19 protein-coding genes and 2 pseudogenes are annotated in these 22,280 nt (G+C 73.1%); 10 read left to right on the top strand and 11 right to left on the bottom strand.

Annotated elements, in window-relative coordinates; all coding sequences use genetic code 11:
• Positions 1 to 5: 5 nt before the first annotated feature.
• From nadC to LN251_RS15970, 4 genes are read right to left on the bottom strand one after another with little or no spacing between them, the layout of a single operon-like run.
• Complete coding sequence (gene nadC, locus LN251_RS15985; protein WP_450711789.1) at positions 6 to 989, bottom strand: carboxylating nicotinate-nucleotide diphosphorylase; 984 nt, start codon at positions 987 to 989, stop codon at positions 6 to 8.
• Between the two features lie 5 nt (positions 990 to 994).
• Positions 995 to 2,728 (bottom strand): L-aspartate oxidase, encoded by a 1,734-nt coding sequence (locus LN251_RS15980; RefSeq protein WP_458245009.1) that lies wholly within the window; start codon positions 2,726 to 2,728, stop codon positions 995 to 997.
• Positions 2,725 to 3,759, bottom strand: a complete 1,035-nt coding sequence (gene panC, locus LN251_RS15975; RefSeq protein WP_362994665.1) for a pantoate--beta-alanine ligase — start codon at positions 3,757 to 3,759, stop codon at positions 2,725 to 2,727. The genes LN251_RS15980 and panC overlap by 4 nt, the downstream gene beginning before the upstream one ends.
• Positions 3,756 to 4,685 (bottom strand): Rossmann-like and DUF2520 domain-containing protein, encoded by a 930-nt coding sequence (locus LN251_RS15970; protein WP_458245008.1) that lies wholly within the window; start codon positions 4,683 to 4,685, stop codon positions 3,756 to 3,758. Before LN251_RS15970 ends, panC begins: the two co-directional genes overlap by 4 nt.
• Positions 4,686 to 4,871: 186 nt before the next feature.
• On the opposite strand from LN251_RS15970, the gene LN251_RS15965 reads away from it, so the two are divergent.
• Entirely contained in the window at positions 4,872 to 6,104 is a 1,233-nt protein-coding gene (locus LN251_RS15965; RefSeq protein ID WP_458245007.1) for a threonine aldolase family protein, read from the top strand.
• On the opposite strand, the gene LN251_RS15960 is transcribed toward LN251_RS15965, so the two are convergent.
• A complete protein-coding gene (locus tag LN251_RS15960) occupies positions 6,094 to 6,309 on the bottom strand; it encodes a hypothetical protein (protein ID WP_458245006.1) in 216 nt (71 codons plus the stop codon). The genes LN251_RS15965 and LN251_RS15960 overlap by 11 nt on opposite strands.
• A gap of 157 nt (positions 6,310 to 6,466) precedes the next feature.
• On the opposite strand from LN251_RS15960, the gene LN251_RS15955 reads away from it, so the two are divergent.
• Positions 6,467 to 7,567 carry a DUF5937 family protein gene (locus LN251_RS15955; RefSeq protein WP_458245005.1) on the top strand — a complete coding sequence of 367 codons (1,101 nt, stop codon included), beginning with the start codon at positions 6,467 to 6,469 and terminating at the stop codon, positions 7,565 to 7,567.
• A gap of 31 nt (positions 7,568 to 7,598) precedes the next feature.
• On the opposite strand, the gene LN251_RS15950 is transcribed toward LN251_RS15955, so the two are convergent.
• The 3 genes and pseudogenes from LN251_RS15950 to LN251_RS15940 form a co-directional block, all read right to left on the bottom strand.
• The gene (locus tag LN251_RS15950; protein WP_458245004.1) at positions 7,599 to 8,231 is read right to left on the bottom strand and encodes an AAA family ATPase; all 633 of its coding nucleotides are present in this window, start codon (positions 8,229 to 8,231) and stop codon (positions 7,599 to 7,601) included.
• 49 nt (positions 8,232 to 8,280) lie between these two features.
• On the bottom strand, positions 8,281 to 8,952 hold the full coding sequence (locus tag LN251_RS15945; RefSeq protein WP_058924012.1) for a response regulator: 672 nt from the start codon (positions 8,950 to 8,952) through the stop codon (positions 8,281 to 8,283).
• Between the two features lie 75 nt (positions 8,953 to 9,027).
• Positions 9,028 to 10,231, bottom strand: a pseudogene (locus LN251_RS15940) (sensor histidine kinase).
• Between the two features lie 118 nt (positions 10,232 to 10,349).
• Between LN251_RS15940 and LN251_RS15935 the strand changes: the two are divergent.
• Positions 10,350 to 11,530, top strand: a pseudogene (locus LN251_RS15935) (SAM-dependent methyltransferase); the annotation flags it as partial.
• Here the strand turns inward: LN251_RS15935 and LN251_RS15930 are convergent.
• On the bottom strand, positions 11,498 to 12,649 hold the full coding sequence (locus tag LN251_RS15930) for an NADH-quinone oxidoreductase subunit D (RefSeq protein WP_458245003.1): 1,152 nt from the start codon (positions 12,647 to 12,649) through the stop codon (positions 11,498 to 11,500). The pseudogene LN251_RS15935 and the gene LN251_RS15930 overlap by 33 nt on opposite strands.
• Positions 12,650 to 12,680: 31 nt before the next feature.
• Between LN251_RS15930 and LN251_RS15925 the strand changes: the two genes are divergently transcribed.
• Positions 12,681 to 13,193 carry a PH domain-containing protein gene (locus LN251_RS15925; protein ID WP_458245002.1) on the top strand — a complete coding sequence of 171 codons (513 nt, stop codon included), beginning with the start codon at positions 12,681 to 12,683 and terminating at the stop codon, positions 13,191 to 13,193.
• Positions 13,190 to 14,524: a PH domain-containing protein gene (locus tag LN251_RS15920; RefSeq protein WP_458246730.1), complete on the top strand. Its 1,335-nt coding sequence runs from the start codon at positions 13,190 to 13,192 to the stop codon at positions 14,522 to 14,524. The genes LN251_RS15925 and LN251_RS15920 overlap by 4 nt, the downstream gene beginning before the upstream one ends.
• Before the next feature lie 47 nt (positions 14,525 to 14,571).
• Here LN251_RS15920 and LN251_RS15915 read toward each other — a convergent pair whose 3' ends face one another.
• Positions 14,572 to 16,020, bottom strand: coding sequence for a hypothetical protein (locus LN251_RS15915; RefSeq protein ID WP_458245001.1), 1,449 nt, complete (start codon positions 16,018 to 16,020; stop codon positions 14,572 to 14,574).
• 143 nt (positions 16,021 to 16,163) lie between these two features.
• Positions 16,164 to 17,291, bottom strand: a complete 1,128-nt coding sequence (locus LN251_RS15910; RefSeq protein ID WP_458245000.1) for an alpha/beta hydrolase — start codon at positions 17,289 to 17,291, stop codon at positions 16,164 to 16,166.
• Between the two features lie 224 nt (positions 17,292 to 17,515).
• On the opposite strand from LN251_RS15910, the gene LN251_RS15905 reads away from it, so the two are divergent.
• The 5 genes from LN251_RS15905 to folK all read left to right on the top strand — a co-directional run bounded on the left by LN251_RS15905 (position 17,516) and on the right by folK (position 22,192).
• Complete coding sequence (locus tag LN251_RS15905) at positions 17,516 to 19,327, top strand: phosphatidylglycerol lysyltransferase domain-containing protein (protein ID WP_458244999.1); 1,812 nt, start codon at positions 17,516 to 17,518, stop codon at positions 19,325 to 19,327.
• Between the two features lie 183 nt (positions 19,328 to 19,510).
• A complete protein-coding gene (gene folP, locus LN251_RS15900) occupies positions 19,511 to 20,422 on the top strand; it encodes a dihydropteroate synthase (protein WP_458244998.1) in 912 nt (303 codons plus the stop codon).
• On the top strand, positions 20,419 to 20,922 hold the full coding sequence (locus LN251_RS15895; RefSeq protein ID WP_458244997.1) for a nuclear transport factor 2 family protein: 504 nt from the start codon (positions 20,419 to 20,421) through the stop codon (positions 20,920 to 20,922). Before folP ends, LN251_RS15895 begins: the two co-directional genes overlap by 4 nt.
• Positions 20,923 to 21,224: 302 nt before the next feature.
• Positions 21,225 to 21,584 carry a dihydroneopterin aldolase gene (gene folB, locus LN251_RS15890; RefSeq protein ID WP_058924022.1) on the top strand — a complete coding sequence of 120 codons (360 nt, stop codon included), beginning with the start codon at positions 21,225 to 21,227 and terminating at the stop codon, positions 21,582 to 21,584.
• Positions 21,581 to 22,192, top strand: a complete 612-nt coding sequence (folK, locus tag LN251_RS15885; RefSeq protein ID WP_458244996.1) for a 2-amino-4-hydroxy-6-hydroxymethyldihydropteridine diphosphokinase — start codon at positions 21,581 to 21,583, stop codon at positions 22,190 to 22,192. The genes folB and folK overlap by 4 nt, the downstream gene beginning before the upstream one ends.
• Positions 22,193 to 22,280: the final 88 nt, after the last annotated feature.

Here is a 22,280-nt window from a genome sequence, read left to right as displayed (position 1 = left end):
CGTACCTACTCCGCCGCTCGCAGGTCGAGACCGATGTCCAGGATCGGGGAGGAGTGGGTGAGCGCTCCAACGGCGAGGTAGTCCACGCCGGTGTCCGCGTACGCGCGCGCGTTGTCGAGGGTGAGCCGTCCGGAGGCCTCCAGCGCGGCCCGGCCGTGCACGAGGGCGACGGCCTCCTCGCACTCGCCGGGCGTGAAGTTGTCCAGCAGGATCAGGTCGGCTCCCGCGTCGACGACCTCGCGCAGCTGGTGCAGGGTGTCGACCTCGACCTCGATCGGCAGCTCCGGGAAGGCTTCCCGGACGGCCTTGAAGGCCTGCGCGACGCCGCCCGCGGCGACCACGTGGTTGTCCTTGACCAGGGCAGCGTCGGACAGCGACATCCGGTGGTTGACGCCGCCGCCGCAGCGGACGGCGAACTTCTCCAGGGACCTGAGCCCCGGCGTCGTCTTGCGGGTGTCGCGGACCCGGGCCTTGGTGCCCTCCAGCACGTCCGCCCACGCGCGCGTGGCGGTCGCGATGCCGGACAGGCGGCACAGGAGGTTGAGCGCGCTGCGCTCGGCGGTGAGGAGGTCACGCGTGCGCGTGGTGACCGACAGCAGCTTCTGCCCGGCCTCCACCCGCTCGCCGTCCTCCACGTGCCGTTCGACCTCGAACTCGTCCGTGCACACCACGGAGAGCACCGCTTCCGCGACCCTGAGGCCGGCCGCGACGCCCGCCTCGCGCGCGGTGAAGTCGCCGGTGGCGACGGCGTCCTCGGGGATGGTCGCGACGGTGGTGACGTCCACGCCGTGGTCGAGGTCCTCCTGGATGGCGACGTTGGCGATGTCCTCGACCTCCACGGGGTCGAGTCCCGCGTCGGCCAGGAGCTGGGCGAGCGCGGGGTCGAGCCCGCACTCCAGGTATTCCGCGTCCGCGTCGGCGCCCGCGCCACAGGCGCAGCCGTCACCGCAGCCGCCGTTCGACGCGAGGGGGAGGTCGGGGGTGCTCACTTCTGTCACTGCTCCTGAGGGCGCTGCCGGGACTGCCGAGTCGGCCGGGTCGGGGGGAAGTCTGGGCTATCGGTGGTGTGTACGGCGAGTGTGCGGTCCGGATTCAGCCGTACGACGATGTGGCGGCGCCATGCGGCGTCGTCGCGCTCGGCGTGGTCCTCGCGCCAGTGGCAGCCGCGCGTCTCCTCGCGCAGGCGGGCCGCGGTGACCAGGACGCGGGCCACGCACAGGAGGTTGGTGGCCTCCCAGGTGTCGACGCCCGGCTCGGAGGTCTTGCCGTTCTCGTCGAGGGCGTCGCGGGCGTCCGCGTGCAGCCGGTCGAGCTGGTCGGCGGCCTTCTCCAGGGACTGTGCCGAGCGCAGGACCCCCGCTCCGTCGGCCATGATCCGCTGGATCGCGAAACGGTCCTCGGGGGCTAGGAGGGGGTGCGCGGGCCGGTCCGGGTGCTCGACCGGTTCGGGCACGCGCGCGTGCAGGCCGTCCGCCGCGCGCTCGGCCGCGATGTCGGCCGCGATGCGCTCGGCGTAGACGAGGCCCTCCAGCAGGGAGTTGGAGGCGAGCCGGTTCGCGCCGTGCACGCCGGTGCAGGCGACCTCGCCGCACGCGTACAGGCCCGGGACGGTGGTGCGGCCTTGGGCGTCCGTACGGACGCCTCCGGAGGCGTAGTGGGCCGCCGGGGCGATCGGTATGGGCTCGGTGACCGGGTCGATGCCGTTCGCGCGGCAGGCGGCGAGGATCGTCGGGAAGCGGTGCTCCCACATGTCGGCGCCGAAGTGCCGGGCGTCGAGGAACATGTGCTCGGCGTCCCGCTCCTGCATGCGGCGCATGATGCCCTTGGCGACGATGTCCCGCGGCGCGAGCTCGGCCAGTTCGTGCTGTCCGACCATGAACCGCACCCCGTCGGCGTCGACCAGGTGGGCGCCCTCGCCGCGTACGGCCTCGGAGACCAGCGGCTGCTGGCCCTCGGCGTCGGGGCCGAGGAACAGCACGGTCGGGTGGAACTGCACGAACTCCAGGTCGGAGACCTCCGCGCCCGCGCGCAGGGCGAGCGCCACACCGTCACCGGTGGAGACGGAGGGGTTGGTGGTGGCGGAGAAGACCTGTCCCATGCCGCCGGTCGCGAGGACCACGGCGGGGGCGTGCACGGCGCCCACGCCGTCGTGCTGGCCCTCACCCATGACGTGCAGGCTCACGCCCGCCGTACGGCCGTCGGCGTCCGTCAGCAGGTCGAGCACGAGCGCGTTCTCGATCGTGCGCAGCCCCCGCGCGCGTACCGCCTCCACGAGCGCCCGGGAGATCTCCGCGCCGGTCGCGTCACCGCCCGCGTGGGCGATACGGCGGCGGTGGTGGCCGCCCTCGCGGGTGAGCTCCAGGTCGCCCTCTTCGGACTCGTCGAAGTGCGCGCCGGTCGCGATGAGCCGGCGCACGGCGTCGGGGCCCTCGGTGACGAGGATGCGCACGGCCTCCTGGTCGCACAGGCCGGCGCCGGCCACCAGGGTGTCGTCCAGGTGCTGTTCGGGGGTGTCCCCCTCGCCGAGGGCCGCGGCGACGCCGCCCTGAGCCCAGCGGGTGGAGCCGTCGTCGAGGCGGGCCTTGGTGACCACGACCGTGTTCAGACCGGCGGCCTCGCAGCGCAGCGCGGCGGTCAGGCCGGCGACTCCGGAGCCGACGACCACGACGTCGGCGGAGATGGCCCAGCCGGGTGCGGGCGCGTGCAGTTTTATGCCTGTGCTGGTCACGAGGCGGCTCCGAAGGTGAGAGGGAGGTTGTCGATCAGCCGGGTCGTGCCGACCCGGGCGGCGACGGCGAGGACGGCCTCGCCGGTGAAGTCGTCCCCGATCTCGGTGAAGTCGGCGGGGTCGACCAGGGCGAGGTAGTCCAGCTGGAGGGGCGGCGTGAGCCGCGCTGCGTCGTCGAGGACCTGGCGGGCGGCGGCGCGTACGGCGGAGGGGGCGCCGTGGAAGGTGCGGCGCGCGGCGTCCTCGCCCGGGGCCGTGGCCGGGCGGGACTTGGCGACGGCGTGGGCGTCGGCGGCCGCGCGGGACTCGCCGAGGGCGCTGAGCGCTTCGGCTCGCGCGTGCGTGGCGGGTGCCGCCAGCGCCCGCGCGCGCAGCGCCTCCTGCGCCGCGTGCCGGTCGCGGCCGGCGAACAGCGCGCGGGAGAGGTTCAGCGCCGTGCGCCGTTCGGCGGGCGAGAGGTAGCGGTTGCGGCTGGAGAGGGCGAGGCCGTCCTCCTCGCGCACCGTGGGGACGCCGACGATCTCGACGCCGAAGTTCAGGTCGCGTGCCATGCGGCGGATCAGGGCGAGCTGCTGGGCGTCCTTCTGCCCGTACAGGGCGACGTCCGGGCGGGTGAGGTGCAGCAGCTTGGCGACGACGGTGAGCATGCCGTCGAAGTGGCCGGGGCGGGAGGCGCCCTCCAGGCGCTCCCCCATCGGGCCCGCGCTGACGCGCACCTGGGGCTCGCCGCCCGGGTAGACCTCGTCCACGGAGGGCGCGAACACCACGTCCGCGCCGGACAGTCCGGCGAGCTTCACGTCGGCGTCCAGGGTGCGCGGATAGCGGTCGAGGTCCTCGCCCGCGCCGAACTGCAGGGGGTTCACGAAGACGGTGACGACGACCTCGCCGTCCGGACCGGCGATCTCCCGGGCGGTGCGGATCAGGGTGGCGTGCCCCTCGTGCAGGGCGCCCATGGTCATCACGACGGCGCGACGGCCGGTACGCGTGCGTGCGTGGAGCTCTTCGGCGGTGCGCAGCAGGGTGGTGGTCATCGGGCGTCTCCCTCGGCGCCGTCGGTGCCGGTCGCGAGGACCCCGAGGAGGTCCTCGGCGAGTTCCGGCTTGAGCAGGCCGTGGGCGAGCGCCCGGTCGGCGGTCGCGCGGGCCATCGCCAGATAGCCGGCGACGGTCTGGGGGGCGTGCTTGCGCAGCTCCATGACGTGGGCGGCGACCGTGCCGGCGTCTCCGCGCGCGACCGGGCCGGTCAGGGCCGCGTCGCCGGAGCGCAGGGCGTTGTCGAGGGCGGCGCCGAGCAGCGGGCCGAGCATCCGGTCGGGGGCCGAGACGCCTGCCTCGCGCAGCAGCTCCATGGACTGGGCGACCAGCGTGACCAGGTGGTTGGCGCCCAGGGCGAGCGCCGCGTGGTACAGCGGGCGCCTCTCCTCGGCGATCCACTCCGGTTCGCCGCCCATCTCGATGACGAGGGCCTCGGCTGCCAGCCGCAGCTCCTGCGGCGCGGTGACCCCGAAGGAGCATCCGGCGAGCCGCTGGACGTCGACGGGGGTGCCGGTGAACGTCATCGCCGGGTGCAGGGCCAGCGGCAGCGCGCCCGCGCGCAGGGCGGGGTCCAGCACCTTCGCGCCGTAGCGCCCGGAGGTGTGCACGAGCAGCTGTCCGGGGCGGACGGCCCCGGTCTCGGCGAGGCCCTCGACCAGGCCGGGCAGGGCGTCGTCCGGCACGGTCAGCAGGACCAGGTCGGCGCGCTGCAGCACGTCGGCGGCAGGGACGACGGGCACGTCGGGCAGCATCTCGGCTGCCCGCCGGCGAGAGGCGTCGGAGACCCCGGAGACGGCGACCGGGCGGTGCCCGGCCAGCTGGAGGGACGCGGCGAGTGCCGGGCCCACACGCCCGGCGCCGACGACGCCGACGGTGAGCCGCGCGGGACGGTCCCTGGGGTCTGGCTGTTGGCTTGTACTCACGCGACGGCGGCCTTCCCGTTCCAGTCCGCTCCGGGTACCGGACGATTTCTCGTCATGTTAACGCGATCGGTTCCGGGGGCGTCCGGTTGTCCACAGGCTGTGGGTTATCGCACGTTGCCCGCACCGCTCGAAGGCCGGTGGAAATCGGGGTGCTCGCACCGAGCGGCGGCGGGCATGATCCGGGTCATGAGCGATGCGGTGAAGCAGGACGGGCAGGCAGCGGAGCCGGTGTCCGAGGACGAGCGGGGCAGGCGCCGGCGCGCACGGCGCGTCAGTGCGTTGCGGGGCGCGCGGCGCGTGCTCGGGCGCCCCGGTCATCTGGGCACGCTCCGGGAGCGCCTGGCGCTGCTGGACGGCGTGGGCGACGTCCACGACCTCGACCAGCCGTCGGACGTCTACGGCGACGGCGTCGTGGAGACCCTGGAGACGAAGGTCGCCGGGCTGCTCGGCACGGAGGCCGCCGCGTTCTTCCCGACGGGCACGATGGCCCAGCAGGTGGCCCTGCGCTGCTGGGCGGGCCGCACCGGGGACCGGACGGTCGCCCTGCACGCCCTCGCCCACCCCGAGGTGCACGAACGCGACGCGTTCAGCCGGGTCAGCGGACTGCGCCCGGTGCGCCTGACGAGCGAACCGCGGCTGCCCACCGCCGGCGAGGTGCGCGACTTCGAGGAGCCCTTCGGGGCGCTGATGCTCGAACTGCCCCTCAGGGACGCCGGTTTCGTACTGCCCACCTGGGAGGAGCTCACCGCGGTCGTGGACGCGGCGCGCGAGCGCGACGCGGTGGTGCACTTCGACGGCGCGCGCCTGTGGGAGACCACCACGCACTTCGGCCGCCCTCTGCACGAGATCGCGTCCCTCCCCGACAGCGTCTACGTGTCGTTCTACAAGTCCCTCGGCGGCTACGGCGGTGCCGCCCTCGCCGGCCCGAAGCCGCTGATCGACGAGGCGAAGGCCTGGCGGCACCGCTACGGCGGCCAGATCTTCCAGCAGTTCCCGACCGTGTTGTCGGCCCTCGCCGGACTGGAGCGCGAACTGCCCCGGCTGCCCGAGTACGTCGCCCACGCGCGCGTGGTGGCCGCCGCGCTCCGCGAGGGGTTCGCGGCGGCCGGGGTGCCCTGGGCGCGCGTGCACCCCGGCACCCCGCACACACACGAGTTCCAGGTCTGGCTGCCGTACGACGTCGACGTGCTCTCGGAGGCGGCGATCCGGCAGGGCGAGGAGACGAGGACCGTTCTCTTCGCGAACGGCTGGGCCGAGAAGGGCCCGGGTGTCGCCGCCACCGAGGTGAGCGTGCGCGCCGAGGCCCTGGAGTGGACGGCCGACGACGTACGGTCGGCGGTCGCGGAGTTCGTCTCCCGCCTCACCGAGGAGGCCGGCAAGGCGGGAGAGGCCGGTACGACCGCGGGTGTCAGCAGGTAGAGCGCTGCCGCCGATGCAGCCACCGGCCCAGTGCGAGCCGTATCGTCCCGTGGGCCGGGCGCCCGGCGACGACCGCGCGGAACTCGCGCTGGTCGCGCCACTCGCGCACGACCTGCCAGTCGTTCGCGCCCGGCGCGGGCGGGGCGGGCTCGCCGGCCTGCCGGGCGCGGTAGGCGTCGAGGAAGTACTGCTGGGTGATGCTCATGGCCGATGGCCCTCTCGGGACGTGGAGGCGAGTATTCGTGGGCTCCGCGGCTGCCCCGGGGTCCCAGGCTGCGCCGCGCCGGCCGGGAAGTCGTGCCGATTGACGGGCGCCGTCAATCGGGGTCGGCGTTGTCAGTGGCGGGGTGCACCATGAGGTCATGAGCGTGCGCATCGACATCGCGGGGCTGCGGCCGGAGAGGGTCGCCGTCGTCCCCTCCCCCCTGGCCGAGCTCTGCATGGCGCTGCACGCGCTGTCCGAGCCGGGCCACCACCCAGGGCTACAGGGCTGGGTGACCGGCGTGACCGCCCGGCTGGACTCGCACCTGGCCGACCGGTTGTGCGAGGCCGACTTCCTGTGGCGGACGACGTTCGCGGACCTCTTCCTGCCGTACGCGGGCATCCCGGGTGCTCTGCCCGGCGCGACCCTCGCCGAGGAACTGGACCTGCTGGACAAGCTGTCCGACGAGCAGTTCGTGGACGCGGCACTGGAGTTCTCCTGCGCGCTCCCCTACGGCCTGCCGGGCCCCGGACCGCTCTCCGACGCCGACCTGCGCCGCCGCGCCCTGGAACTGGCCGCCGCCCGCGGTCCGCGGCAACTGCGGTTCGGTGAACGGCTGCTGAGCGACCCGCCCCGCATCCGGGCCTGGCTCAGGCAGTTCCTGCAGGACTGCGACGAGGCGTTTTTCGCGGAGACCTGGTCCCGGCTGCGCCACCAACTCGCCGCCGACGCACGCCACAAGACGGATCTGCTGCGCCGCAGAGGGCTGACCGAGGCCTTGGCCTCGGTGTCCCCCGCCGTCACCGTGGACGAGACGGCCGGCGTGATCACGATCGACAAACTGGGCAGCGGCCGCACCGCCACGGCGGGCCGCGATCTGCTCCTGGTGCCGACGAGCCTGGGCTGGCCGCACCTGATGGTCCTGCACCGCTACGGCTGGCAGCCGGTGCTCCACTACCCGGTCGGCTCCCCCGAGCTCGCCGCCCCGCCCTCGGTGCAGCAGCTCACCCTGCGGATGACCGCGCTGTCCCACCCGGTGCGGATGAGACTGTGCCGCAGCCTCGCCCGCAGCGCGTTCACGACGAGCGAGCTGGCGCAGATCCACGGCATGACCGCCCCCGAGATATCCCGGCACCTGGGCGTCCTGAAGAAGGCGGGACTGATCACCACCCGCCGCCGCGGACGGTACGTCCAGCACCAGCTGGACGTGACGGTGGTGGCCCGCCTGGGCAGCGACTTCCTGGAAGGCGTCCTCAGGTAGCGCATGGGCCGGGCGCCTCCCGCGCGATCGGTCAGTCGAACCGGATGTGCCGGACGCCCACCCGTACCTGCCGCAGCCGGGTACGCAGCGCGCCCTCGTTGTTGGGGCGCAGCGTCAGCCCGGCGAGCACGGCGATCCGGTCCGCCGTCTTCGGGACGGTCGAGTGGTCCGTCCACAGGTGCTCGGCGAACTCCGGCTCCCGCAGCCGCTCCAGGCAGTGGTCGAGCTGCCGCACGGCCCAGCTCTCCCGCCCCGGGAGGGCGCCCTTTCCGCCGACGAACCGAAGGAAATGCCCCAGCCCGCGCTCACGCAGCCGCTTCAGGACGGTCTCGCGCTGGGCCAGCAGCGTGAAGTGACGTACGTCGTGGCCGAGTTCGCGCAGCCGGCCCACCGTCTCCTCGAAGCAGCCGGAGTCCGTGACCGTCATGGGAGCGATGACGACCCCCTCGTGCCGGGTCAGGGCGAGGTCCAGCACCTCCACCACGCCCTGCCTCCAGGCCGCCAACTCCTGGAAATCACCGCGCAGTTCGGGCGGAAGCATCCGGCGCAGACCGAAACCGGCGTGCTCGGGGTCGCAGATGACGCTGCCCCGCAGGCGCCGCTGGATCTCATGCGCGGTCTGGGTCTTGCCGCCCCCGAAAGGGCCGTTGATCCACAGGAGCATGCGCAGACCCTAGTGGCCTCCGGTCACGCGGGGATCACACTCCCGTGGATCACCCGTGCCCACCCGCGCGCACCAGCCCCGTCTCGTACGCCAGCACCACCACCTGCACCCGGTCCCTGAGCCCCAGCTTGGTCAGGATGCGGCCGACGTGGGTCTTCACCGTCGCCTCGGACAGCACGAGCCGGGCCGCGATCTCGCCGTTCGACAGACCCTGCGCGACCAGCACCATCACCTCGCGCTCGCGCTCGGTGAGCCGCTCCAGCTCCTTGTGCTGGGGCTCCTTGCCGGCGCTCGGCAGCATCGGCGCGAACCGGTCGAGCAGCCGGCGCGTGGTCGACGGCGCCACCACCGCGTCCCCGCTGTGCACGGCACGGATGGCGTGCAGGAGCTCACCGGGCGGCACGTCCTTGAGCATGAACCCGGAGGCGCCCGCCTTCAGCCCGGAGAAGGCGTACTCGTCGAGGTCGAACGTCGTCAGGATCAGCACCTTCGGCGGGTCCTCGTCCTGGCAGATGCGCCGGGTGGTCTCCACACCGTCGAGCTTGGGCATGCGGACGTCCATCAGGACGACGTCCACGTCGGTCGAACGCAGCACCTGAAGCGCCTCGACGCCGTCCCCCGCCTCCGCGACGACCTCCATGTCCGGCTGCGCGGCGAGCACCATCCGGAACCCGGTGCGCAGCAGCACCTGGTCGTCGACGAGCATCACGCGGATCGTCATCGGGGCCTCTTCCGTTCACGTCGGCTGGATCGTTCCATGGGCATTACGGGTGTCAACGGTGTACGCACGCGCGGCTCAGTGCGCGGATTTCAGGGGCAGCAGCGCACTGATGCGGAATCCGCCGCCCGGGCGCGGGCCCGCGTCCAGGGTGCCGCCGACCATACCGACCCGCTCGCGCATCCCGATCAGGCCGTGCCCCTGTCCGTCGGCGCCGCCCTCCTCGTACAGCTCGTGCGGGGCGCCCTTGCCGTCGTCCTCGACGAGCAGCCCCAGGGCCGTCGTCGAAGTACACCAGCCGCACGCTCGCGCCCGCGTTGGGCCCGCCGTGCTTGCGGGTGTTGGTCAGCGCCTCCTGGACGATGCGGTACGCGGTCAGCTCGACGCCGCTGGGCAGCGGGCGCGGGGTGCCCTCGACCTTGAAGTCGACGGGCAGGCCGGAGGTGCGGCACTGCTCGATCAGCTCGTCGATCTGCTCGACGTCGGGCTGCGGCACGTACTCGCCGACCTCCTTGTGCTCGCCGGTGCGCAGCACGCCCAGCAGGCGGCGCATCTCGGCGAGCGCCTGGCGACCGGTGGAGGAGATGGTCTCCAGGGCCTTCTTGGCCTGGTCGGGGGCGGTGTCGAGGACGTAGGCGGCGCCGTCGGCCTGCACCACCATCACCGACACGTTGTGCGCGACCACGTCGTGCAGCTCGCGCGCGATCCGGGCGCGTTCGGCCGCCACCGCGACCTTGGACTGCGCCTCGCGCTCCTTCTCCAGCCGGGCGTTGCGCTCCTCCAGCTGCGCGAAGTAGGCGCGCCGGGTGCGGATGGAGTCACCGAGCACCCAGGCCAGCGCGAACGGCACCGTCTGGAAGATCACCACCGCCACATGGCCCAGGGAGCTGGAGTTCTCCACGGGCCAGCGGATCTCCGCCGCGGTCGCGGCCGACAAGCCGACGGCCAGCGCGATGCGGGAGGCCCAGCGGGCACCCATCACGGCCACCGTGTAGACGATCACCAGCATCGCGAAGTCGGCGGGCATCGTCGCGACGTCCAGGGCGAGCTGGGCCACGCCGAGGCCGATGGTCAGCAGCAGCATCTTCTCCGGCATCCGCCGCCGCAGGGCGATCACCAGGCACAGCAGCAGCGAGATCGGAACGATCAGTGCCAGCGCCGCCGTGCCCCGGGTGTCCGGATGGCTGACCCCGCTGACCAGCGAGATCCCGAACAGGAAGACGGCCCAGAAGGTGTCGACCCCGGTCGGGTGTCTGCGGAGGAAGTCATAGAGGCGCTGCACGTAACCCAGCGTAGGGAAGCGAGATGCGTGCAGGGGTCAACCGGAGGGCCGATCCGCGCCGGGCGCGCATACTCCGCAAGGTGGAGGCCCCGTTCGCCTGTGCGCTTAGCCTGGGCCGGTGACGGAAGCGGCGGCGGGCGAGTGGCACGGCTGGCGGGCGGCGACGGAGGCGGCCCTGTACGGGCCGGAGGGCTTCTACCGCCGGCCCGAGGGACCGGCCGGGCACTTCCGTACGTCCGTCCACGCGTCGCCGCTGTTCGCCGAGGCCGTGGCGGGGCTGCTGTGCCGGGTCGACGAGGCTCTGGCCCGGCCCGCCCGGCTGGACTTCGTCGACATGGCGGCGGGACGGGGCGAACTGGCCGCCGGCGTCCTGGCCGCCCTGCCTGCCGACGTGGCCGCACGCACGCGCGTGTACGCCGTCGAGGTCGCCGGCCGCCCCGCCGGCCTGGACGACCGCGTGCAGTGGTTGTCCGGGCCGCCGCACGGCGTCACCGGCCTGCTGTTCGCCAACGAGTGGCTCGACAACGTGCCCCTCGACATCGCCGAGGTGGACTCCGAGGGCGTGCCGCGCCGGGTCCTCGTACGCCGGGACGGGACCGAACGCCTCGGCGACCCGGTCGACGGGGCCGAGGCGGAGTGGCTGGCGCGGTGGTGGCCGCTGGGCGGCGAGGGCGGGGCGTCGGGGGGCGGCGAGGAAGGGCTGCGGGCCGAGATCGGGCTGCCCCGGGACGAGGCCTGGGCGGGGGCGGTCGCCACGGTCGACCGGGGGCTCGCGGTCGCCGTGGACTACGCGCACACCGTGGCCGCGCGCCCCCTGTTCGGGACGCTCACCGGATTTCGCGCGGGGCGCGAGACGGCGCCCGTGCCGGACGGGTCGTGCGACATCACGGCGCACGTCGCGCTGGACGCGTGCGCGGCGCGCGGGGAGGCCACGGTGGGGGCGCACACAGCGCGCGAAGCGGCGCAGACAGGGGCGCGTACGGCGCGCTCCGCCGCGCCCTCCGTTCCCCGCGCGCGCCTCCTGCGCCAGCGCGACGCCCTGCGCGCTCTTGGTATCACCGGCGCACGCCCCCCGCTCACGCTGGCGTCCACGCAACCCGCGGCCTACGTACGCGCCCTCGCGAGCGCCGGGGACGCCGCCGAGCTCACGGCTCCGGGCGGCCTAGGGGACTTCGGCTGGCTGCTGCAGCCGGTGGGAATCCCGGCCGCGCCGATCGCCTGAAGACCCGCACCACGACCGACCCGCCGCGCTCCGGCCACGACCGCTTACTTGTCGATGTCCCCGACCACGAAGAACAGCGACCCCAGGATCGCCACCATGTCCGCGACCAGCGTCCCGGGCAGCAGCTCCACGAGCGCCTGGATGTTGTTGTACGACGCGGAGCGGAGCTTCAGCCGGTACGGGGTCTTCTCGCCCTTGCTCACGAGGTAGTAGCCGTTGATGCCGAGGGGGTTCTCGGTCCAGGCGTAGGTGTGGCCCTCGGGCGCCTTGAGGACCTTGGGGAGCCGCTGGTTGATCGGCCCCGGCGGGAGGTCGGCGAGCCGGTCGAGGCAGGCGTCGGCGAGGTCGAGGGCGTTGTGGGTCTGCTCCAGGAGCACTTCGAAGCGGGCGAGGCAGTCGCCCTCCTGCCGGGTGACGACCTTCAGGGTGTCCTGAAGCTCGCCGTAGGCCAGGTACGGCTCGTCGCGGCGCAGGTCGAAGTCCACGCCCGAGGCGCGCGCGATCGGCCCGCTCACGCCGTAGGCGTGCACCGCGGCGGGCGAGAGCGGCCCCACGCCGCGCGTGCGCCCACGGAAGATCTCGTTGCCGAGCACCAGGTCGTCGAAGCGGTCCATGCGCGAGCGCACGTCGGCGACGGCGGCACGGGCGCGTGCGGCCCAGCCCGCCGGCAGGTCCTCCTTCAGGCCGCCGACGCGGTTGAACATGTAGTGCATCCGGCCGCCGGAGACCTCCTCCATGACGTTCTGGAGGACCTCCCGCTCCCGGAACGCGTAGAACACCGGGGTGATGCCGCCGAGTTCCAGCGGGTAGGAGCCGAGGAACATCAGGTGATTGAGCACCCGGTTCAGCTCCGCGAGGAGCGTGCGCGTCCACACCGCGCGCGTAGGCACCTCCATGCCGAGCATGCGCTCGACGGCGAGGACGACGCCCAGCTCGTTCGAGAAGGCCGACAGCCAGTCGTGGCGGTTGGCGAGCATGATGATCTGGCGGTAGTCGCGCGCCTCGAAGAGCTTCTCCGCGCCCCGGTGCATGTAGCCGATCACGGGCTCGGCATGCGTGATCCGCTCGCCGTCCAGCACCAGCCGCAGACGCAGCACGCCGTGCGTGGAGGGGTGCTGGGGTCCGATGTTGAGCACCATGTCGGTGCTCTCCGCGGCGCCGCCGATACCGACCATGGTCTCCGTCGTGGGAGTCATGGACACAGTCTCCCCTACGTACGCTGGCCCCATGGAAACGGGGAGCCCGCAGGACACGGGCACGCGGGGGGACGGTACGACGGAGCCGATGTGGCGCGGACTGCCGCCCGGGCTGCTGCGCATGCGACGGCTGCTGCTCGTGGTGTGGCTGGGGCTGCTCGCCCTCGTCCTGGGCGTGCTGCTCGGCCTGCTCGCCGGACCGGCCTGGGCGGCCTTCGCCCTGCTGCCGCTCGCGCTGACGGCCTGGGGCTGGGTGCTGCTCGGCCGCAACTGGCGCTCCTGGCGGTACGCCGAGCGCGCCGACGACCTGCTGATCAGCCGGGGCGTGCTGTGGCGCGAGGAGACGGTCGTGCCGTACGGGCGCATGCAGCTGGTGGAGGTGACCTCCGGGCCGGTCGAGCGGCACTTCGGGCTGGCCAGCGTGCAGCTGCACACGGCGGCCGCGGCGACCGACGCCACCATCCCGGGCCTGGACCCGGCCGAGGCGGAACGCCTGCGCGACCGCCTCACCGAACTCGGCGAGGCCCGATCGGCGGGCCTGTGACCGCGCAGGGCGTCGACGACGCCGTACGGAAGAGGAATCCGGTCGCCGAGCGGCGGCTGCATCCCGTGACGCCCCTCAGGCGGGCCTGGGCGCCGGTCGCGGTGGTCATCGGGTGGGCTCTGCACGACCCCGACCAGGCGCAGCGCCAGCTGACCCGGCTGACGACCACCGCCCTGCTGATCGGGCTCGCCGTCCTCGTGCCGGTCGCCGCCCTGTACGGCTTCCTCAGCTGGTGGTTCACGCACTTCGCCGTGACGGAGAGCGAACTGCGCATCCGCACCGGGCTGTTGTTCCGGCGCACCGCGCACATCCGACTCGAACGGGTCCAGGCCATCGACGTCACCCAGCCGCTTCTCGCGCGCGTGGCGGGCGTCGCGAAGCTGAAACTCGACGTCATAGGGGCCGACAAGAAGGACGAACTCGCCTTTCTCGGGGAGCGCGAGGCGCGCGCGCTCCGCGCGGAACTCCTGGCACGCGCCGCCGGTTTCGCGCCCGAGACGGCGCACGAAGTCGGGGAGGCGCCGGCGCGCGAGCTGCTGCGCACGCCCCCCTTCCAGCTTGCGATCTCCCTTGTGCTGACGGGCTCCACCTGGGGCGCCCTCGCCGCCGCCCTCGTCGTACCGCCTGTGCTGTGGCTGGCCACCCACAGCGTGTGGACGGTCCTGGCGACCGGCGTGCCCCTGCTCGGCGCGGCGGCCACGAGCAGCGTGGGGCGCTTCGTCGGCGAGTACGACTGGACAGTGGGCGAGTCGCCGGACGGGCTGCGCATCGACCACGGGCTGCTGGACCGTACGCACGAGACGGTGCCGCCCGGGCGCGTGCAGGCCGTGCGGATCGTGGAGCCGCTGCTGTGGCGGCGGCGCGGCTGGGTCCGGGTGGAGCTGGACGTGGCCGGGTCGTCCAACTCCGTGCTCGTGCCGGTCGCTCCGCGCGAGCTCGCGGAGGCCGTCGTCGCGCGCGTGCTGCCCGGGGTGAGCGTGCCGGAGGCCGCGGCGCTGTCACGGCCTCCGCGCCGCGCCTGGTGGTGTGTGCCGGTGTGGTGGCGCGGGTACGGACTCGCCGTCACCGAGGCGGTGTTCGCCGCCCGGCACGGCCTGCTGCGACGGCGCCTGACCCTCGTGCCGCACGCGAAGGTGCAGAGCGTGCGGCTGACGCAAGGGCCCTGGAAGCGGCTGTGGCGGCTCGCCGACGTGCACGTGGACACGGGGGCCAACAAGACCGTCACGGCCCGGCTGAGGGATGCCCAGGAGGCGGCGGAGCTGCTGCGGGCGCAGGCGGAGCGGTCACGGACGGGGCGCCGCGACGCCCCGCCGGACCGGTGGATGGCCTGACCCCCTCAGGGCGGCCTCGGCCGGTCCACCCCCGCGAGGCCGACCGGCTAGGAGACCGCGCTCCGTACGCCCCGCAGCCCCTGCAGGTCGATCTGTTCCGTCTCGTCGTGCGCCGTCAGGTCGATCACCTGGCCGACACCGCGCGCCTCCTCGTCGGCGGGCTTGAAGTCCGCCTCCGCCTCGGCCTTGTGGAGAGCGAGCGCCTCTTGGCCGACCACGTCGGCGAGGTCCTCGTTCTGCACGGACTCCAGGTCGCCGGGCGAGGGCTCGTTCTTGGTGCCGAAGAAGTCGAAGCCGCCCTCGACCGACGGGCGCCGCACGGGCGCGGCCGGCACGACGGCCACCGCGGTCGGCTCGACGAAGTGCCCGGAGGGCTGCTGCACGGGCTGCGCGGACGGCACGGGCGTCCGGGCCGAAGGGGTGGCGGCCGCGCGCTCGTGCTCGTCGGCCGCCTCGGGCTGCCCCTGCGCCTCGTCCTCCCGCGCCGCGGCCTCCGTGTCGTCCTCGGCGGCCCCGGTCACCGTGGCGACCGGCTCTGCGGCGCCCTTCGCGGCGGTCTCAGGCGCAGGGCCCTCGGAACCGGCGGTCGCCCGCACCGGCCCGCCCTTCGCGGACCCGGTCCTGCCCGGACCGTCACCCTTCCCCGGACCGTCGCCCTTGCCGGGGCCGTCGCCCTTCGGGGAGCCGTCGTCCTCAGGACCGGTGCCGTCCTCGGTACCGCTCTCCACGCTCTCACCGCTCACACCGTCGTCGCCCTCCGGAGAACCGTCACCGTCCTCCTCGAAGCGCTCCTCGGCGTCGTCTGCGGCATCCTCTTCGACGTCTGCCTCGACGTCCTCGTCGAACTTCTCCAGCGCCGCCTTCGCCCGAAGGAACAGCTGCGACCCCTCGGGAGAGAAGACGGCGGAAGTCTCGCTCCTGTCGTCCTCGTCGGCCGCCGTCTCGTCGTCGGCCGGCGAGGCAGCCACAGCCTCGGCGTCCGTCGGGGGCTCCGCCTCCTGGGCCGGCACCGGCGGCAACGCGCGCGCGGGGGTGGGATCCCCCGCCTCTATCTCGAGCAGCCGGCGGCCCTCCAGGGCGCTCGCCCGCTCGGTCTCCGCCGTGGCGTACCGCCGCAGCAGGGCCGCGTGTTCGTTGCGCAGGCCCGCCAGTTCCGCCCGCTTGGCCCGCAGCCGCTGCTCCAGCTTGGTGCGCAGCTCGCGCGACTCGTCGAGGTCGGCCTCCAGCTCGGCGACCCGCTCCTCGTGCCGCCACTCGTCGCTCGCACGCGCGCGCGTGAGGTCGGCCACCTGTTTGCCGGCCTGCGCGTCCCAGCGGCGCATGACGGCCGCGCCCACGACGGCCGTGGCGGCGGCGAACGCGGCGACGACGCGGAGCGCCGCCATGGAGGAGAAGACCCAGGGGCCGAAGGCGCAGACAAGGGAGACGCCTGCTATCGCCGACGGCGGCAACAGCCTGTGCAGAGGCGGGGAATGGCGGTGACGTCCACGTGGCATGGCCAGAAACTTACCGCGCGTAGGCGACCCATGGCGCCCCGCCCCGCAAAAACACAGCCATAACGAAACGTTCACAGGGCATCAGGAAATGGCTCCCGCCAATTCGGCAAGATCATCATCTCCCGAACCCGCCGAATCCCCTGTCACCGGTCGCTCAGCCGCCCGCTGATCCACTGCAGTGTCGCCGGAATCTCGCGCCGCCACGTGTTGAAGTTGTGACCTCCGCTGTCGAGGATGATCGACGAGATCCGCGTCAACCGGGTGGCCTGCACGCGCGAAATGAACTTCAGGGTGTCCTTGTAGTTGTGTTCCCCGATCCGGCTGCTGGTGACGAGCAGTGAAGTGTCGGGGGCGCGCAGGTGCTTGAGGCACCACCACAGATCCGCCCGGTCCCGCAGATTCCTGTCACCCTGGAAGAGATCGCCCGTAGTGGGGTCGAGGGGCGCCTTGTAGTACGGCGACAGCCCCGCTGCGGCGGCGTAGGACCCGGGATGGTGCATGGCGAGTTTCAGTGCGCAGTAGCCGCCGGTGGAGTCGCCGATGATCCCCCAGCCTGCCGGTTTTCTGCCCACCCTGTAGTGCGCGATTACGGCGTCCGGCAGATCCTTGGCGAAAAACGTCTCCGTCTGCGGGCCGCCCGGGATGTCCACGCACTCGGTGTCCCGCGGCGGCGCGACCGTCGGCCGCAGCATCACCAGGATCATCGGCTGCATACGCCCGTTCTTCGCGAGCGCCTCCGCCGTGCTCGGATAGCGCAGTTTGTCCACGAGCGCCTGCGCCGTACCCGGATATCCGGTGAGAACGACGGTCGCGGGAAAGGTCCGGGTGCGGTACCGCGGCTGGAAGTACTCCGGCGGCAGATACACGTACGCGGGCGTGGCGATGTGGGTGCGGCGGCCGACGATGTCGACCTTCTGGATCTGCCCGCCGGACTGCGGCGGTGCTCCGCCGGCTCCCCGCACGTTCGACGTGTCGATCACCTCCAGCGGGCCGCCCGAGCCGCCGAGCGCCGTGTGGTTGACCACCACGCCCTGGTCCTTCTCCTGACCGAACAGGTCCGCCCAGCTGGCGTAGAAACCGAAGGACTGGTTGGCGGCGAGGCCCAGGGAGGCGAAGAGGGCCAGCTGGGTGCCGAGCAGCAGGCCCACCCGCCCGCCGACGGCCCGCCAGTGCCGCCGCGCCAGACGCGGCCACAGCCACACCGTGCCGACGAACAGCAGCACGGCGAACGCGACCGCCAGACACAGCACTTTGTTGCTCGTAAGACCCATGACCTGCTTCCTGCCTGCGGTTCTCAACCGGCTCCCCCACGTCTTCGCAAGGGCTTGCCCGGGACTTTCCTCGGCCTTTGGACCGGCTTTGGGGAGACGCTGGAACCTTGCTCCCCGAGACACCGTCCTAGAGGGCGCAATGTCGCCGGATGCCCCGATCGGCACCGGATTCAAGGTCTCTCGCAGAACTACGGGATGCGATGTCTGTCAGGACAGATGAGGAAATGTCGGGCGGGGTTCCCTCTCGATCACGCAACGCTCGGCGCGTACTGCGAGGTCCGCGCCCCGAGGCCGTCCCCGTCCTCGTCGCCCGGGCCTGCGCGCTCGTGGGCGTCCTGGACATCGCCGCGGGCGTCTTCCCACGCTTCCGGCACAGCCGTATGCACACCATCGCCGAGGTGCTGCCGGGAGCGTTCGGGCCGTTCGCGGCCGCGCTCTCGCTCAGCGCCGGCGTGCTGTTGCTGCTGCTCGCGCACGGACTCAGGCGGGGCAAGCGGCGCGCCTGGCGGGCCGCGGTGGCGCTGCTGCCGGCGGGCGCCGTCGCGCAGTTCACGTACCGCCACTCCCTGATCGGGATGGTCATCTCGCTGGCGCTGCTCGCGCCGCTGCTGCGCCACCGCGACCAGTTCCGCGCGCTGCCCGACCCGCGCAGCCGGTGGCGCGCGCTCGCCAACTTCGTCCTCATGGGCGCCGGATCCCTCGTTCTCGGGTTGATCATCGTCAGCGTCCACCCGAATCGCATGGTCGGCGACCCGAGCCTGGCCGATCGCATTACGCACGTCCTCTACGGCCTCTTCGGCTTCGAGGGCCCGGTCGACTACCAGGGCAACACCTCCTGGACCGTCGGCTTCTCCCTGGGCGCCCTGGGGCTGCTCACCGCGGTGACGACGATCTACCTGGCGTTCCGCCCCGAGCACCCGGCGGCCCGGCTGACCCCGGAGGACGAGGCGCTCCTGCGCGGGCTGCTGGAGAAGCACGGCCGGCGCGACTCCCTCGGCCACTTCGCCCTGCGGCGCGACAAGGCGGTCGTCTTCTCGCCCAGCGGCAAGGCGGCGGTGACGTACCGCGTCGTCTCCGGCGTGATGCTCGCCAGCGGCGACCCCATCGGCGACGTCGAGGCCTGGCCGGGCGCCATCGAGCGCTTCATGGACGAGGCCAAGGCCCACTCCTGGACGCCCGCCGTCATGGGCTGCTCGGAGACGGGCGGCGAGGTGTGGACCCGCGAGACCGGCCTCGACGCCCTGGAACTGGGCGACGAGGCGGTGGTGGACGTCGCGGATTTCTCCCTCGCCGGCCGCGCGATGCGCAACGTGCGCCAGATGGTCAAGCGCATCGAGCGCGCCGGTTACGAAACCCGGGTACGACGTGTACGTGACCTCGGCGACACCGAGTTGGCGCGTATCCGGCAGGCCGCCGAGGACTGGCGCGGCACCGACACCGAGCGCGGCTTCTCCATGGCCCTGGGCCGGATCGGCGACACCGCCGACGGCGACTGCCTGATCGCCACCGCCCACAAGGCCGACGACGAGCCGGGCGAGTACGGCGACCTGAAGGCGATCCTGCACTTCGTCCCCTGGGGCGAGGACGGCGCCTCGCTGGACCTGATGCGCCGCGACCGCTCGGCCGACCCCGGCATGAACGAACTCCTCATCGTCGCCGCCCTCCAGGCGGCCCCGAAGTTCGGCATCACGCGCGTGTCGCTCAACTTCGCGATGTTCCGCTCGGCCCTCGCGCGCGGCGAGAAGATCGGCGCGGGCCCGGTGCTGCGCGCCTGGCGCGGGCTGCTGGTCTTCCTCTCGCGCTGGTTCCAGATCGAGTCGCTGTACAAGTTCAACGCGAAGTTCCAGCCCCGCTGGGAACCCCGCTTCGTCGTCTACCGCGCCTCGGCGGACCTGCCCCGCATCGGCTTCGCCGCCATGCAGGCGGAGGGCTTCGTCAACCTCGCCCTGCCGCTGCCGCGCTTCCTGCGCCGCCGCAGGCCCGCGCCGCGCGTGTGCGCCCACTCCGTCGCGGAGCGCGACGTACGCGCCGCGTGAGGAACCACGAGCGCGTGGCGTGAGCCGCCGACCGGACGGGACCACCGGAGCGGCCGCACGCCGCGAAGGACAGGCCCGGACGCGGGTCCCTCCCCTCCAGCCCGAGGGGTTCGCGTCCGGGCCGTCGTGTTCCGCCGCGGACCGTGGCGTCGTACGCCCCGGTCCTGGGCCTACGCTGAACGTATGAGCAAGCAGAGCGGACGCGGGCGCGTCGCGGGCCTTCCCGAGTGGGACCGCTGCGCGGTCATGGGAGTCGTGAACGTCACCCCCGATTCCTTCTCCGACGGCGGCCGCTTCTTCGACACCACGGCCGCCGTCAAACACGGTCTCGAGCTGGTCGCCGAGGGCGCGGACCTGGTCGACGTCGGCGGCGAGTCCACCCGGCCGGGCGCCACCCGCGTCGACGAGGCCGAGGAACTCAAGCGCGTCATCCCCGTGGTGCGCGATCTCGCCTCCGAGGGCGTCACCGTCTCCGTCGACACCGTGCGCGCATCCGTCGCCGAACGCGCCCTCGCCGCCGGCGCCCGCCTCGTCAACGACGTCAGCGGCGGCCTCGCGGACCCCGCGATGATCCCCGTCGTCGCCGCCTCCGGCGCCCCCTTCGTCGTCATGCACTGGCGCGGCTTCCTGGAGGGCGGCAACGTCAAGGGCGTGTACGACGACGTCGTCACCGAGGTCGTCGACGAACTCCGCGCGCGCGTGGAGGCCGTCCTGGCCGGCGGCATCGCCCCCGACCGCGTCGTCGTCGACCCGGGCCTGGGCTTCTCCAAGGACGCCGAGCACGACCTCACGCTCCTGGCCCACCTCGACCGTCTGCTCGTCCTCGGCCACCCGCTCCTCGTAGCCGCCTCCCGCAAGCGGTTCCTCGGGCGCGTCCTCGCGGGGCCGCAGGGCGCGCCGCCGCCCGCGCGCGAGCGCGACGCCGCGACGGCCGCCGTCTCCGCGCTCGCGGCGCACGCCGGCGCGTGGGCGGTGCGCGTGCACGAGGTGCGCGCCACCGCGGACGCGGTACGGGTCGCGCGCGCCGTGGAGGAGGCGCGCACCACCGAGCACGCGCCCCGCGCGACCGCCCCCGGCGCAGAGGGAGCCCGGTGAGCGCCCCCCACACCGACGTCGAGCAGGTCGAGGCCGCCAACACCGCCTTCTACGAGGCCCTGGAGCGCGGCGATTTCGAGGAACTGTCCTCCCTCTGGCTCACCCCCGGCGACCTGGGCATCGACGAGGAGTACCACGACCCGGCGGACGCCGGCGTGGTCTCCTGCGTGCATCCCGGCTGGCCCGTGCTGACCGGCCGCGGCGAGGTCCTGCGGTCGTACGCCCTGATCATGGCGAACACCGACTACATCCAGTTCTTCCTCACCGACGTGCATGTCTCCGTCACCGGCGACACCGCCCTGGTCACCTGTACCGAGAACATCCTCAGCGGCGGCCCCGCGCCCGAGGGCGGCGAGGAGCTCGGCCCGCTCGTCGGCCAGCTGGTGGTCGCCACCAACGTGTTCCGCCGCACACCCGACGGCTGGAAGATGTGGTCGCACCACGCCTCCCCGGTGCTGTCCGAAAACGAGGAGGGCGAGGACGAGGACACCCCGTCCTGACGGGGTAGGCGAACCTCCGAGGAGACCCGCCCCCGGCCCGCCCGCACCCTCACGGGTCACGTCGGCACCCGCCGGGAGCAAGAAGTGGTTGGAATCACGGCGTGCTGGGTAGGGGCGGCTACCAACCCGTGAGCCGCCGGGTTCCCCAGGGGAAACACACGATGAAACTCCTGGTCCCGGCATCGGCCCGCGCCCCCGTGGCCGGTGCCTGTCAGTGCCCGCGGGTAGATTCGTTCGAGGCCGGTGTGCCGCCCGCACACGGCAGTGACCGGCCGTCACCGACGATTGCAGGAGTGATTCGCGTGGATCGTGTCGCGCTGCGCGGCCTGAAGGCCCGCGGGCACCACGGTGTGTTCCCCAAGGAGCGCGAGGAGGGCCAGACCTTCATCGTGGACCTCGTCCTCGGGCTGGACACCCGGCCGGCCGCGGCCGACGACGACCTGGCGAAGACCGTGCACTACGGCATCGTGGCGGAGGAGGTCGTGGCCGTCGTCGAGGGCGAGCCCGTCAACCTCATCGAGACGCTCGCCGAACGCATCGCCCAGGCCTGTCTGAAGCACGACGGGGTCCAGGAGGTCGAAGTACGCGTCCACAAGCCGGACGCGCCGATCACGGTCCCCTTCGACGACGTGACCGTCACCATCACCCGGAGCCGAGTATGACCGCGTTCTCCACCGAGGGGCACAGCGACCCGACCGTACAGCCGGTGCCCGCCTCCGTCGTGCAGCAGGTGGACGCCGCCGACACCACCCTGCACAACCCGAAACGGGCCGTGATCTCCCTCGGCTCCAACCTCGGCAACCGCCTGGAGACGCTCCAGGGCGCCATCGACGCCCTGGAGGACACCCCGGGCGTCCGGGTCAAGGCCGTGTCGACGGTGTACGAGACGGAGCCCTGGGGCGTCGAGCCGGGCAGCCAGCCCTCGTACTTCAACGCGGTGGTCCTGGTGAAGACGACCCTGCCCCCCTCCTCGCTCCTGGAGCGGGCGCACGCGGTCGAGGAGGCCTTCCATCGCGTCCGGGACGAGCGCTGGGGCGCCCGCACGCTCGACGTCGACATCGTCGCCTACGACGGTGTCCTCTCCGACGATCCGCTGCTGACCCTTCCGCACCCCCGCGCCCATGAACGCGCCTTCGTCCTCGCCCCCTGGCACGACGTCGACCCCGAGGCCCAACTGCCCGGCCGCGGCCCGGTGGCCGGCCTCCTCGGCACCGTCACCCGGCACGGCGTGGAGCCCCGCAAGGACCTGGAACTCCACCTGCCCGAGTAGTCGTTAAGGTCAAGACGACAACGCCGGGACGACCACCGTCCGAGGGCGCGGGACAACCACGGTCCACGGGTCGGGCCCGTCAACCGGG

It is taken from the genome of Streptomyces sp. MAI_2237, from assembly GCF_054189285.1.
Note: the sequence above shows the minus strand (reverse complement) of the source record. Positions and strands in the feature narration are given on the sequence as shown.

Excerpts from the sequence above, each read along its gene's own strand:
- folK (WP_458244996.1), top strand. The coding sequence starts at position 21,581 with ATGACCGCGTTCTCCACCGAGGGGCACAGCGACCCGACCGTACAGCCG.
- LN251_RS15945 (WP_058924012.1), bottom strand. The coding sequence starts at position 8,952 with ATGACGATCCGCGTGATGCTCGTCGACGACCAGGTGCTGCTGCGCACC.
- LN251_RS15905 (WP_458244999.1), top strand. The coding sequence starts at position 17,516 with ATGTCGGGCGGGGTTCCCTCTCGATCACGCAACGCTCGGCGCGTACTG.
- LN251_RS15960 (WP_458245006.1), bottom strand. The coding sequence starts at position 6,309 with ATGAGCATCACCCAGCAGTACTTCCTCGACGCCTACCGCGCCCGGCAG.
- folP (WP_458244998.1), top strand. The coding sequence starts at position 19,511 with ATGAGCAAGCAGAGCGGACGCGGGCGCGTCGCGGGCCTTCCCGAGTGG.
- LN251_RS15965 (WP_458245007.1), top strand. The coding sequence starts at position 4,872 with ATGAGCGATGCGGTGAAGCAGGACGGGCAGGCAGCGGAGCCGGTGTCC.
- LN251_RS15955 (WP_458245005.1), top strand. The coding sequence starts at position 6,467 with ATGAGCGTGCGCATCGACATCGCGGGGCTGCGGCCGGAGAGGGTCGCC.
- LN251_RS15930 (WP_458245003.1), bottom strand. The coding sequence starts at position 12,649 with ATGACTCCCACGACGGAGACCATGGTCGGTATCGGCGGCGCCGCGGAG.
- panC (WP_362994665.1), bottom strand. The coding sequence starts at position 3,759 with ATGACCACCACCCTGCTGCGCACCGCCGAAGAGCTCCACGCACGCACG.
- LN251_RS15910 (WP_458245000.1), bottom strand. The coding sequence starts at position 17,291 with ATGGGTCTTACGAGCAACAAAGTGCTGTGTCTGGCGGTCGCGTTCGCC.
- LN251_RS15925 (WP_458245002.1), top strand. The coding sequence starts at position 12,681 with ATGGAAACGGGGAGCCCGCAGGACACGGGCACGCGGGGGGACGGTACG.
- LN251_RS15915 (WP_458245001.1), bottom strand. The coding sequence starts at position 16,020 with ATGCCACGTGGACGTCACCGCCATTCCCCGCCTCTGCACAGGCTGTTG.
- LN251_RS15950 (WP_458245004.1), bottom strand. The coding sequence starts at position 8,231 with ATGCTCCTGTGGATCAACGGCCCTTTCGGGGGCGGCAAGACCCAGACC.